Raw genomic sequence first — 13765 nt, forward strand, 5'->3', positions numbered from 1 at the left:
GGCAAAATAAGTGTTAGTTATTACAAATACCTGATTTGGTATATATCTACTAGTAATATATATTTCTTATCTTTCTTAAGCTGGGAAAACTTAATAGCATTCGTTATCTATCTACAAACATCGTTCCTTTTATAATTTTTGTAGACCCTGCTTTGTCCTTTCTCTGGGATATTTGCTTGCGGGGCATATTATTGATAGTTAGTGGATTGATCTAGACGCTCAAAGCTTTTAAACCTATTGTTCAGCAAACTAAAAAAACTAGTGTAGAAAACTGATCAGATAAAGGATAACTTGGTTCAAGAGCTGCTTTAGTTGCAAAAGGACTACGCTTAAGCGACGTTGTTGTTGCTCATATTCAGAAAAATATTAAAAAACAAGAAAAGTAGATAATTATACATAGCACCGATCGATTTAATGGGAGGTGTTTTTTTATAATTATAGAAATTTAAGTGTTTTAGATGAATTAAAATAAAAAAGGTGGGTAAAAAGTAGTAAAAATTTAGCTGAATAATGATATAATTCAAAGGATATTAGTATGTCTTGAGGTAGTGCGTTTAACGGTTTCATTTGATGAAAAAAATGCAATCCTTAAGAAAGTATTAATATGCATTAGGAAAAAAACTAATAAGTATTCACAAGTTAAAGTTTTGAAGGTTAGCCAAGAACTAGAAAACTATTGTTAATGAAACCTAAAGAATCAAATAAAGAGCAATGTATTGGATAATAATGGTGTGGATAGTATAAAATTTCGCAAACTAAAAGGCCCATCTTTTGATTTTAATTACTCCTGTAAAATATCTATCCATAAATCACAATGAAAGTTATACTGTAATAATAATGCTACTTTTATACCACTTAGAATAAATACATCTTGGAAATAGTTTATAAACAAAGGGTGGTAAGTTTGAGAGATAAAATAGTCGTAACGGGATATGGGGTAAAAGCGCCGAATACAAATAATATAGGACAATACATATACAATTTAAAAAATGGGGTTTGTTGTTTAGATACTGTTACAGACCTTTCACCAAATGGAGAGAAAACTATTATTGGACGTATACATAGTGGTTTAGATGAATTTGAGTCTGATAAGAAGTTTAAACGATTACCAAGGGCTACTTTGCTTGGGATGGCATCAGGAAAGGAAGCCTTGAATCAAGCGCGACTCTCGAATTTAGCGGATAAAAAGGTTGGGCTGTTTTTTGGAATCTCAGTGGGAGCAATTGGTGAGAAGCTTTTTCATGATTCGATCATTCATGTAAATGAAAATAATTATAGGAATGTGCCTATAACTTTTTCACATTTTTCGAATTATCATAGCATTACTGCTGAAATTTCCCATTATTTATCAATAAAGGGGATAACAAAAACGATAACGACTGGTTGTACATCTAGTTTAGACGCTATCCAAGACGCAATGGTTTACTTGAAGAGTGGTATTATAGATGTAGCTGTTGTTGGAGGTACAGATAGTTTAGTAAATAAAATGGCTTGTTTTGGTTTTGCCAAAACAAAGTCAATTCCCATAAATCAAACACTAAATGTAGGTGCAGTACCATTCAATCAAAATAGTAAAGGGTTTGCTATTTCTGAAGGTTCTGGCGTAATAATTCTGGAAAGAGAAGAAGGTGCACGAAAGAGGAAGATTGAAATCTTAGGTGAAATTGAAAAGATAGTTTCGAACAATGATGGTGTACATATATATTCTGTAGAAGAAACTGGTGAACAAATGATTAGCGCTTTAAAAGAAGTGATAGAAGGGAGAACACCAGATTATATTAATAGTCAGGCATTAGGAATTCAAGTGAATGATAGGATTGAGGAACATTGTTCAAAAAGATTATTTAACCACAAGGTTCCTTATACTTCAATCAAAAGTATGATTGGTAATCCATATGGAGCTATTGGAGTATTGCAGGTTATTTCTTCTTTAATTAGTATTAATCACGGATTTATCCCTCCAACAATTCGAACCAATAAAGAGGGGTATGAAGAAATGAACATTGTAACAGAACCTTGGCATCAAGAGGTAAATGAAGTAGCAATAACGAATCATGGTCATGGGGGTAACAATGCCTGTGCATATATAAAGAGACATAAATAGAGTGGTGAGTTAGAAATGATCATATCGTTTTTGATTATTAGTATAGGTATAATCCCTATAGTATTGGCGATTTCTATATTAAAGATTTATAAAGGTTCGGAATTATCATATGCCTTATTGTTTTATATGCTATCCATTAGTTTCTGGCAAATAGATATTGCAGTATTATATTTGAAAGGGATCCTTTCCGAAGAACTTATTCTCTGGCTATTCAAGTTTTTTAGGGCCGGTCCAACATTCATGATACCCTTAGTGTTTTATTTATCCTATGTAACCGTAAAAAAACATTCGGCATATATTAAAGATAACCAATTTTATCGTCCTTTAGTATCCATTTTTACTCGGAAAGTATTGGTTTTATTAGTAGTTTGGAGTACCTTTGTTTTTATTGTTAGTTTAACAGATTATGGGGTAAGTGGATTGAGAGAAGTCCAGATTACCAATACCAACAATACTTTTTATTTTCCAGAGTATGGACCGCTTCATTCTTTATATGTATTTCACACAGCAAGTTTTCTAATTTTTATCGCTTTTTCTTATTTTGTTTCTAAATTTATTCAGAATATTTATTTAAAAGGATTTTTAGGTACATTTTCTTTATGCTCTTTTTTATTGTATCTTTCAGGTTTTTTAAACTTTGTACCTGGAGCAGGAGCACTGTATAGCAGCTTGGGCGTTATTATTTTTTCTGTCATCATAATCTTCTCTTTTGTAAAAATGAATACAATGATGACAATCAATTACAACCGATTATTAGAGCGTCAAAAGAAGCTAGATTATACGGGTAATTTAACTGCGAGTTTAGTTCATGAAGTGAAAAATTCACTACAAATTATTAAAGGCTATTCAAAATTAATGAGTGAGCTAACGCCGTTACCAGATCAAGGTAAAAATATGAATGAAATGATTCAAATTGCTGCAGATCAGCTTCATGATTTAACACTAAATTACACTGAATATATAAAATATAAATCAATTGAATTTAAAATGTTCGATTTAAATGAAATAATAGATCAAGCAATTGAATTATCGATAGAATCACTCAAAGAAAACTCTGTAGAAATTACCTTTGAGAAAAAATATAAAACTTTAAAAGCTTATGTAAATCATACATATATGAAACAAGTGTTTGTAAATTTAATTAAAAATAGTTTGGAAGCTATTCCGCAGGAGAGAATGATAAGACGAATCGCATTATCTACTCAAGTTGAGGGTGATAAAATCATTATAGATATCGTTGATACTGGAATAGGGGTGCCTTTAGAAAATTGGGATGCAATTTTTGATCCTTTTATATCTTTTAAGAAAGAAGGACTAGGTTTAGGTTTACCTTTTATAAAAAAAATCATTTTTGAACATCGTGGAGATATAAAAATTGTCGATAGCAGTTCTCATGGAACACATTTTCAAATAATATTACCCCAATATGTATTCAGTGACTTTGATACTCATTGAGTGATTCGTATAAAATACTTTCCTGTTGAATAAGTGAAACTTCTATTAGTAGGATGTTCTTTCATCCCCCCATCTAACTTCTTTGTTTCTCATAAGCTTGAGGTGGGGGTCTTACTACCCATTCGTTAAGTGTGGGATAAACAAGAAATAATATAAATTATAGGAAAGCACCTAATTAGGTGCTTTTTATTTTTCCGTAAAAGTATAATCGCAGTTAACACAAGTAGCAAACGACAGTATATATATTTACTGCTTGATATGGAACCTTTTTAGTGAATCGTGTCTTAAAAAAAGGTCTGATTATCTTTGTAAGTCCAACAGCCTACCACGCTCACCTCTCATTTGTTAAAGCTCATTGTTGATTGAAGAGGAAGGCATGTGAGGAAAACGATTTAAAAAGGGAAGACCCCATAGGCGCACTACGTCGAGAAGGCTCCCGAACCAACCGCCCGCACAAAGCGAACGCCTCTCGCTGCAATCCAACAGGCAAGTTTAACAGAGCCTAATTTTAAAGAGATGAATAGAAAACGTATACTTTCTCAACATGAAATTTAATTGCCAACAATACATAGAGGTATATATATCCAGTAAAATGAATAGTAAAGAGTAAAAGGGGATGGTTACAATAACTATGATTGTTTGGATAGTTATACCAAGTTTTCTTTTATTTATTATCCTTGAAACAGGAATATCTCTTTGGGTAAACAATTGGTCATTTGAATTTCGATTATCTAAATTAAAAGGATTCTCTATTAAAAAGTATATAAAGATTAAGCACGGTAAGAAAGAAGGGAAGAGGTACACCGAGTAATACACAATATTTTAGTCAAGATCAACAGTTGCCATTGTGGTGGTTTTAAAATCTATCAAACGCTGGTGTTTAGCCTATTAAACTAAAAGTTCAAAATTAGACTAAGGTTTATAGCAAAAGCTCGTCCCTATTCATAGAATAAATAAATGCTGTAATCAATGCTATTGGATTGGAGCTGCTCAAACGGGTTATAGGTGCGGATTCTCCACATTTATCAAAGTCTAGTGCTGCTTGTCCGTTTAGGATTAAATCGAAGGGAGAGGATAGCATTGCACAATGTTCAATTAATACCCTTCCATGTAGAAGGAATTACAGAAAATACTTTTGAAGTCCCACGTGGGATTAGAATAATTCGTGCGCGTTCTATTTGGAGAGAAGGATTTAAGGGTGAGAACATAGTCGTAGCCGTAATCGATACAGGCTGCCAGCCAGACCACCCTGATTTAATAGGTCAAATTATTGGAGGATATAATTTCACGGGCGATTATAACGGCAATCCTGCCAATTTTTCCGATAATAATGGGCATGGGACTCATGTTTGCGGAACCATTGCAGCAGCAGAAAATGGTTTTGGAGTTGTTGGTGCAGCGCCTAAAGCGAAGTTGCTAGTACTTAAGGCTTTAACTGGATCAGGAGAAGGAACAACAGACAACATTACATCGGCTATTCATTACGCTATCAATTGGACTGGCCCTAAAGGTGAAAAAGTGCGGGTTATCTCTATGTCATTAGGGGGACCGGATGATGATCCAGCCTTACATTCATCGATTAGAAACGCAGTTCAAGCTAACATATTGGTCGTGTGTGCCGCAGGAAATGAAGGGGATGGAATTGCCGATACAATCGAGTACAGTTATCCAGCTGCTTATCCAGAAGTTGTGGCAGTCGGTTCAGTTAACCGGCGTGGACGTATATCCAGATTTAGTAATTCTAATGGTGCAGTAGATTTAGTGGCCCCTGGAGAGCAAGTTGTATCAACTTTTCCCGGTAACCAATTTGCCGTCTTATCAGGTACATCGATGGCTGTTCCACATGTTTCAGGAGCTGTTGCACTCTTGATAGATAAATATGAAACAATTCGTGGGCGTAAATTAACAGAATTAGAAGCGTATAATGAACTCTTAAATCATACAGTTTCACTGGGCAATCCAGCGACTCAAGAAGGACATGGATTACTAAAACTAAATCACCAGAAAGTAGAAAAATTAAAAGAACTTTTAACAGGGTTTAGTTCGCACTTAGAAAATAGGTAAGATTATTAACATCATAAATACAGTGTATATTATGACTTTTCATGTCAGAACTAATTACAAAAAAGGCAAAGGGATAGCTACGTCGAAATTAGAAAACGACAATATCGCTGACTTGTATCTTTGATTTTGACAATAAGGTATGTAAATAAAATAACTAAAGATATTTTCCCATAAATAAAAACTGTGGTTAGAATGTAATAGAAAACGGCAGCGATACTTTGCTGCCGTTATCATTTCTAATTATTTTCTTTACTATCTTTTGCTTGCTTCGCCATTTTTTCATGTATTTCTGATTCAATTGCCTGCACGTGATCATCTTCAAGCTTTTGCATTGGTTGAGGATGGAACCATTGAATTTCTCCTTCGTGAACAAAGCCTTTGTATTCCTCACCTTGCACTTGTAAAGTGAATTGTTGGCGTTCATGTAGCCGGTCTTCAAAAGCTGGGATTATTTCAAAGTCTTTAATTCCGCTAGAAACGCCGTATTGACTCATTAATTCATATATGGTATTTTCAATAATTTCTACTTTACCTTCACCAATCATTTGTTTTGGATGAGGATGAAGCCATTGAATCTCATCCTTATGAAAATGACCTTTAAACACATCTTCCTGAATCTTAAAGGTAAATGCGTGACGCTGATAAACCCGATCCTCAAACACTGTTTCTACTTCAAAATCTTTAATTTCAGACATACTTAGCCTCCTTAAGAAAGTTTCTAAATAAGTATGTTCCCTAGCTTATACTAAATATCCTAGTCTTGCAAGAAAAGGGAGTGAATTACAAAAAAATAGAGTAATATTTCATTAATATGATATATCTGTAATATTTGGTAATGTTATTTAAATTAGGTGGGAATGCTGTGCTAGGATTTTTGAATCAAAGTTTTGTAAAGTAAGCATTTATAGGGTGAATACCATCTGCGTTGTTTCGAAAAGTTCCGGTAGTGAATGTACCCCGATTGTTCGCTTCATATAGAATTCGTATAGTCTTCCATAAATCTCAAGAATGATAAGATTTGTTGTATAGGAGGAACTTATTGAGGTCTTAAAACAAATACAGAAAAAGAAATTTATTAGGAGATAAAAAATCTGAGAATCATTTAGATCGAATCCATAGATTATTAATGGGAAATCATGTACTCTGTAAAAGTATGTTTTACAGCACTTATTTTTTACATACACATATAAGACAATGAAGGTTCTTCTAATGAAGAGATAACTTTGTAGGGAATCATATTTCAAGATAGAAATTGAACAGGAAAGAGGAAAGGGAAGAATGGAAACACGAAGCTATAAGCAGTCTACGATTGTAGCGCTTCTGCTTGCAGGAGCGTTTATTGCAATATTGAATCAAACACTTATGATTACAGCAATACCGCCGATTATGAAAGAAATGAATGTTACGGCGAATAGCGCTCAGTGGCTGACGACCGTTTTTATGTTAGTGAATGGGATTATGATACCGATCAGTGCCTTTTTATTGGAGCGTTTTTCAACGAGGCAGCTCTTTATATCCGCGATGAGTATTTTCGCTTTCGGAACACTAGTTGCGGGTGTCGCTCCTAACTTTGAAATGCTTTTACTTGGAAGAGTGATTCAATCAAGCGGAGCCGGTGTTATGCTGCCGCTTATGCAAACCGTATTTTTAATGATTTTTCCAGTTAATAAGCGCGGAGCAGCAATGGGTTTAGTTGGGCTCGTCATGTCCTTTGCACCGGCGATTGGTCCCGCCTTGTCAGGATGGGTAACCTCTCATTATTCTTGGAGGCTCTTATTTTTCATAATACTACCGATTGCCCTTATTGATATCTTGATTGCCTTTTTTGCAATGAAAAATGTGACAGAGGTAACTAAACCAAAAGTAGATATCCTGTCAATTATTTTTTCTTCTTTCGGGTTCGGAGGATTACTTTACGGATTTACGTGCGCTGGCAATAATGGCTGGCTAGCCACAAGTACGCTCGTCACGCTAGGGTTAGGTGCGTTTGCACTTGTGCTGTTTATTACAAGGCAATTGCGATTGGAACATCCAATGCTTGAATTCCGGGTGTTTAAGAATTCTATTTTTCCGCTAACCGTGCTCGTTGGAATGATTACCTTTATGGGGTTAATCGGGTCAGAGACGATCATCCCACTATTTATGCAAAACATGAGGGATTTTACAGCATTTGAAGCAGGCCTAGCCCTATTACCCGGAGCTCTAATTACCGGTTTGATGTCACCTATTACAGGGAGAATTTTTGATAAAATCGGTGCGAGATGGCTAGCGCTTACGGGCTTAACGATTATTACAGTGTCTTCGTTTGCCTTATCGAATTTAAGTCCCTCCACATCCTTTACGTTCATCACGATTATGTACGGGATTCGAATGTTTGGTTTATCGATGGTAATGATGCCGGTCGCAACGGCAGGATTAAACCAACTGCCGAAACGGTTGATTGCTCATGGAGCAGCCATGGACAATACCATGAAAATGATTGCGGCGTCGGTCGGTACTGCTATTCTTGTCACTGTAATGACTACGACGGCTGAAACAGCCCAACAACGTCCGGAAATCTCTAATCCAGATATGTATGGGGCAAACGTTGCGTTTATCGTCATCTCGATTCTCTCATTAGTAGGCGTAATGATTTCTTTTTTCATAAAAAACAAGAAGTCACCGGAAGAAGTAAAGGAAAAACAATCTGAGGATGGAAGTGCAAATGAGCAGTAACATCACATATTCTTGCGTCCCATAAACCGAAGGTGAAAAGGGTTGTTGATACTCTTTTCATTATTAATTCGAACTTGTGAGAAAAGCCATCTTCCCCTTTATACCTAAATTCCTTATGATGGGTTTAGAGGGGAATTAAGGAGGCTTTAGATGTTATTGTTTTTCAAAATTTTTGTATGGTCGATATTTGCTGCTTTGATCAGCTATGTCATTTTATCTTGGAAATACCAGGAACAAATTAGGAATAAGATAGAAGTAATCCGGAAAACATGGTATCTTTTATTTGTTTTAGGTGCAATCATTTATTGGAGCATGTACCCTACAAGTATTTTTGTCAATTGGAATTATTATTTGATTATTGCCCTCGTATTTGTGTTGATTGATATGTTTGTTTTTCTTAGTATGTACTTTACAAAAATTGGCGACAACGAATTGTCCTTTGCATCGAAGGCGGTTGCTGAAAGTGATCAATTAATTACGGATAATCGGGAAAAACTGAAGAATATGTTTCAACTATTAAAGAAAGAGGGAATACCAGAATATTACCAAACCGATTCGGAATATTTGGCCTATTTGGGAATCCTTCTTCAAGCTTATGTCGAGAAAGACGGAATGAGCGTTCAAATCCACCCTTTTAGGACAGAAGAGGAGAAACAATTGGCGTTAAATGGATATCCTCACTTGAATGAAAGTGCCATCCGTGCTACATTGGAAAGAGAAGATACGTACTATAATGACGATGAAAAGATGGCTCTACATCCTGTAAGCCTTTTAACAGAACCTTTTATAATAAAAATAAAATCTCGCAATTTTGTATCAGAAGTGGATTGTTTACTGATTGCTTTGCTGATTATGATGTTCGATATGGTTATAAAACATAGATAAAGGCGGTGAAGGATCTTGAGTATTTATAACAAAGCCAATGAAAATGACACTGTTGCTGTAAGAAAACCAAAGGTGAAAATCCCAGAGGTCAGTTTAAGTCCACATACAAAAAAGGTTATGGAACAAAATGAACGCATTATCCTAAACCAAAAGACCAAAGCGCCGAGATTAAAACGACTAAGAGAAATATGGTAAGAAAATAGAGGATGCCCCATATGAATGCCCCGCATTTATTACATACAGAATGAAGTGAAAGTAACACTAAAAACTGTGTGTTAAATACGAGGTCAGACACTTATGGGACATCCTTATTTTTTCATGGTTTTCATAATATTACATATACTATAAAAAACATATATGACGGAGTGGAATCATTTGAACAGAAAACCCGAGAGAGTGAACATACCGGTACCTTCAACATCTCCATCGGAAAGAAAAATTCATGAGCAAAATGAATCTGTAATAAGACTTCTCAGGAATTTAAAAGAAAAACGCAGAATTTTCGGAAAATGAATTTTTTTACAGGCTGTAATAACCCCAGAATTACCATCAGCGGGACTAAAAATGCTTCACTGATGGATGCTTCGATTTATTTATAAATAGTGCTAGGAATCATAATTACTGGCTGTCCAGAAGAATAGGGTGCTACTTCATATGATTGAAAAATCAAAGCGATTCCATCATCAACAAAATAAAATGCATGATCTTTGTTCACCTTAAAGGAATTTAATGTATCACTGTCAGTAAAAAATACATCTGGATGCTGTTTGATATATTCTTTAGCATAAGTTGTTACCTTAGTAAAATTGGCATCATTTGTAATAATATCATCAAGCTTATACTGTTTGCTGTTATCTGTATTGAAATTATAAGTCGTGACTACTGTATTCCCGTGGGCACCACCAGAAAATTGATAATCATATATCAAAACGCTGATTTTATGATCTTTATTAAATAATACTTTATAACTCGAATTATATTCATATTGACACGCAGAGGGCGCTTCTTTACAAAGGGGATCGCCTTGAATTTTTTCCATGGACTTCTTTAATTTCTGATAGTCATTATACGAATTTTGTATATGTTTTTTTAAAATAGCATTGATTCTGTTTTGAGTCGTTTTGTTCTTTAAATCAGATATTTGGGGATAAGTTAAAAAATCTAAATCTTTATATGTGTGTGCCATAACTTTAACTGGAGCACTGGCATAAGATTTTGCTGAAGATAGTGTGAAGAAATTCAATTGGAAAAAAATAATCATCACCAATAAAGCTTTCAATACGAATGGTTTTCTCATAGAATGCCTCCAATAATTTGGTATATGCTGTTAAGCTAAGTATTCTTTAAAAGGGTGTTCTTTATCCAAAGGGAAGTAAGATAAAGATAATTTTTCAAAACAGCATAAAAAAAGAGAGTTATTTATGATCGATAAAAAACTCTCCATTAAATAAATTATAGGATTCATCAATACAAGCATCATCATCATGTATAATCGGTTCCAAACAGTGTCCTTTTCTTCGGCGATTCAGATCTGTAAATTCAGCTTCAAGAAAATCTGCTTGTTGGTGCGAAAGTTTAATTGTGACTTCATTATTGTTTTCATCGGAAGCTTTAAAAAGAACGTAGCTATCGACTGAATTACGCAAAGTTACATTGCTTAGTGTTAGATTCATGTTAATAAGTTCATACCTGGCTTTCATAGTTAAAAGAGTCCTCCGATTGCACTTCAATAGTATGTGTCCATTATATTTTACTTGATGATGTATAAATATACAATTGTTCTACTTACGAAATTACTGAAGAAATAGTGAAAATATAAGATCTATTTTTGCAAGTGGCTAGTAAAATTATTTGTATAGCTATGATACTAGTAATACGAATCATTCGTTAAGTAATTTGAAAGGGGAAAGACCATGGGAAACAAAATTGCGATTGTAACGGGTTCATCCAGCGGATTTGGATTATTAACTTCATTAGAATTGGCCAAGCGAGGTTTTCAAGTTATGGCTACGATGAGGAATCTGGAGAAGAAAGCTGAACTAATAGAGAGGGCAGAGTTGGCTGCAATTGCTGATCGGATTGAAATCTTTGAATTGGATGTTACGTCTGAGGCTTCGATACGTCGGTTGAGAAATTGTATTGAAATGAAAGGAAGAGTAGATGTATTAGTGAATAACGCTGGGTATGCGGGTGCTGGATTCGTGGAAGACATTCCGATTGACGAATATAGACAACAATTTGAAACGAATGTCTTGGGTGTAATTGCAGTAACCCAGACTGTACTTCCTTTTATGAGAAAACAAGGCAATGGGAAAATCATTACAATTAGTAGTATTAGTGGTACAATGGGCTTCCCTGGATTATCTCCCTATGTTTCTTCGAAGTTCGCTATTGAAGGATGGAGTGAATGTCTTCGTCTAGAGCTGAAGCCGTTTGGAATAGATGTTGCCCTCATTGAACCAGGCTCATATAAAACTAATATTTGGACAAATGGAAAACACATAACAGAAAAATCTCTACATAAAAATTCCCCATATCATGAATATCTCATGAAAATGGAAGACTACCTTAAATCTAGCGAAAGCTCATATGGCAATCCAAAAGAAATCGCTGATAAGGTTGCAAAGCTATCGACAAGTAAAGAAATGAGGCTCCGTAATAAAATTGGAAGAGGTGTTATATTAGGCATTTTACTAAAAAGCATACTTCCATGGAGAGTTTGGGAGAAAATGATCTTAACGCGATTGGATAAGTACTAATAGGATTTATTTTACTTTTCCAAGGTAACAAAAGAAATGACCAAAATAGGGTGGGAACAAATTGGATAATCATAAGCAAATACCAACTTTTATATACACGTATGCTTGTCGTATGGATGAGCGTGCACTTTGTTACATGGAGATGCGGTCTTTATTTGGGATCGAGACGAAAACAAATATTTTGAAAACAGATATTAAAGTCGATCCGAGCCGGAGTCCTTTTATAAAAGAAAGAATTGACGTCATATTTGAAGGGGATGACCTATCAGAAATCCTAGAGCAGGTTCAATCTATTGAATTGCATGAATCGACATTCAAAGTGAATTTTGTGAAAATTAATGACCTTGATAAATCGGAGAAAATTGAATATAAGGATCGTCGTAAGATAGAACGAGAATTAGGTTTACGAATCAATGGAGAGTTCGATATCCATCAACCTGATTATGAGTATGGCATAGTGACCAAGGCTGGGCGTTGGTACTTTGGAAACTATCGAAAAGGTGAGTCCATTTGGCTTCATCATCAAAAAAAACCTCATGAATATTCGACTGCGCTCAGTACACGTGTAGCAAGAGCTGTTGCTAACATTGCGGTACCGAATCCTGATGGGGTTCAAGCGATAGATCCATGTTGTGGTATTGGGACTGTCTTGGTTGAGGCACTTTCCATGGGAATTGATATTGTCGGGCGCGATATAAACCCACATATTATAGATGGAATAAATGAAAATATTGCCTATTTCGATCTTGAAGGCGATGTAGCATGTGGTCCAATTTCTGAAGTATCAGAGGATTATGATGTAGCCATTATTGATATGCCATACAATTTGTTTACGCATGCTACACCTGAGGATCAACTATCCATTCTAAAACATGCCCGCCGTATTGCTAGTAAAGTAGTCGTGATATCGATTGAAACAATTGATCAGATGATTGAAGACTCTGGATTTGAGATTACAGATCGATGTATAGCTAGAAAAGGATTGTTTTCAAGACAAGTTCTTGTTTGTGAATAGTAGAGAGGTCCTCATACAGGATGAATAGTTGCGTAACGTGATTTTGATTGACAAAGCAATAAACACGGGTAATCACTCAATTGAATGTATGAAAATCTCACATGATGACGTCGAACCTGTAGTTTGACGTCATCAAGTAAAAAAACTGTTATTTTACTTGATAACAGTTTTTTCTTTCCCTCTTCTATACATCCTGAAAATCTTTCTTTGTCCTCATCTGTTATCCTACTGCATTTTTTATGTTAACTTTAATTTTTTGAATATAAACCGTGATTGACTATGCTAAATCTTTAACATGAATTGAGAGTGTTTATAAACTTCTTTTATTGCATTAATAATGGGGCATTTTCTTGGGATGATGGTATTTATTCTGTTAGCTCAAATGCGCGAAACAGTTAATCAATGATACTTAATTTAAAGACAAGTTAAAAAATGTAAGAACACCTAACGTTTGATATTGTACAAATAGTCTTCGTGAAATATAATGGTATATTTTGATTGGTGAAGGAGGCGTTTTATTGATTTTGGGCTATTATTTTCAATTCTATCCAACTTCATACGGGTAAGATACATGAATGAAATGATCATGCCGTGTATTTGTTAATAAAACAGAAAATTATGAATATTAATTCCGGAGATTTTCGATTGATTAGACGTAAAGAGACAACTGTTTTGGTGGATAAGGAATTAAACTCATTGGTTCTTGCGTGCATGAATGTATGTTTTTCATTAAAAACTCCTAGAATTACTTCTACATACTATAACACC

At 34.8% G+C, this 13765-nt stretch carries 11 protein-coding genes; 8 read left to right on the forward strand and 3 right to left on the reverse strand.

Features of this window, described 5'->3' with window-relative positions; translation table 11 throughout:
• Positions 1-871 precede the first annotated feature (871 nt).
• The 3 genes from AC1MGI_RS13750 (at position 872) to AC1MGI_RS13760 (ending at position 5623) form a co-directional block, all read left to right on the forward strand.
• Positions 872-2104 carry a beta-ketoacyl-[acyl-carrier-protein] synthase family protein gene (locus AC1MGI_RS13750; RefSeq protein ID WP_480345744.1) on the forward strand — a complete coding sequence of 411 codons (1233 nt, stop codon included), beginning with the start codon at positions 872-874 and terminating at the stop codon, positions 2102-2104.
• Between the two features lie 15 nt (positions 2105-2119).
• Positions 2120-3559, forward strand: a complete 1440-nt coding sequence (locus tag AC1MGI_RS13755) for a sensor histidine kinase (RefSeq protein ID WP_480345745.1) — start codon at positions 2120-2122, stop codon at positions 3557-3559.
• 1080 nt (positions 3560-4639) lie between these two features.
• A complete protein-coding gene (locus tag AC1MGI_RS13760; RefSeq protein WP_480345746.1) occupies positions 4640-5623 on the forward strand; it encodes a S8 family peptidase in 984 nt (327 codons plus the stop codon).
• A 236-nt stretch (positions 5624-5859) separates the two neighbouring features.
• On the opposite strand, the gene AC1MGI_RS13765 is transcribed toward AC1MGI_RS13760, so the two are convergent.
• Positions 5860-6318 (reverse strand): hypothetical protein, encoded by a 459-nt coding sequence (locus AC1MGI_RS13765; RefSeq protein ID WP_480345747.1) that lies wholly within the window; start codon positions 6316-6318, stop codon positions 5860-5862.
• Positions 6319-6901: 583 nt separating this feature from the next.
• On the opposite strand from AC1MGI_RS13765, the gene AC1MGI_RS13770 reads away from it, so the two are divergent.
• From AC1MGI_RS13770 to AC1MGI_RS13780, 3 genes are all read left to right on the forward strand, one after another.
• Positions 6902-8338: a DHA2 family efflux MFS transporter permease subunit gene (locus tag AC1MGI_RS13770; RefSeq protein WP_403073729.1), complete on the forward strand. Its 1437-nt coding sequence runs from the start codon at positions 6902-6904 to the stop codon at positions 8336-8338.
• A 150-nt stretch (positions 8339-8488) separates the two neighbouring features.
• Complete coding sequence (locus tag AC1MGI_RS13775; protein WP_480345748.1) at positions 8489-9223, forward strand: type II toxin-antitoxin system SpoIISA family toxin; 735 nt, start codon at positions 8489-8491, stop codon at positions 9221-9223.
• A gap of 15 nt (positions 9224-9238) precedes the next feature.
• Entirely contained in the window at positions 9239-9418 is a 180-nt protein-coding gene (locus AC1MGI_RS13780) for a hypothetical protein (RefSeq protein ID WP_062180332.1), read from the forward strand.
• A 394-nt stretch (positions 9419-9812) separates the two neighbouring features.
• Here AC1MGI_RS13780 and AC1MGI_RS13785 read toward each other — a convergent pair whose 3' ends face one another.
• Positions 9813-10520, reverse strand: coding sequence for a DUF3298 and DUF4163 domain-containing protein (locus AC1MGI_RS13785; protein ID WP_480345749.1), 708 nt, complete (start codon positions 10518-10520; stop codon positions 9813-9815).
• A gap of 118 nt (positions 10521-10638) precedes the next feature.
• Positions 10639-10923 (reverse strand): hypothetical protein, encoded by a 285-nt coding sequence (locus tag AC1MGI_RS13790; RefSeq protein ID WP_062180328.1) that lies wholly within the window; start codon positions 10921-10923, stop codon positions 10639-10641.
• A gap of 213 nt (positions 10924-11136) precedes the next feature.
• On the opposite strand from AC1MGI_RS13790, the gene AC1MGI_RS13795 reads away from it, so the two are divergent.
• Positions 11137-11982 carry an SDR family oxidoreductase gene (locus AC1MGI_RS13795; protein WP_480345750.1) on the forward strand — a complete coding sequence of 282 codons (846 nt, stop codon included), beginning with the start codon at positions 11137-11139 and terminating at the stop codon, positions 11980-11982.
• A gap of 61 nt (positions 11983-12043) precedes the next feature.
• A complete protein-coding gene (locus tag AC1MGI_RS13800) occupies positions 12044-12997 on the forward strand; it encodes a TRM11 family SAM-dependent methyltransferase (RefSeq protein WP_480345751.1) in 954 nt (317 codons plus the stop codon).
• Positions 12998-13765: the final 768 nt, after the last annotated feature.

Source organism: Peribacillus sp. BM1 (assembly GCF_056679975.1).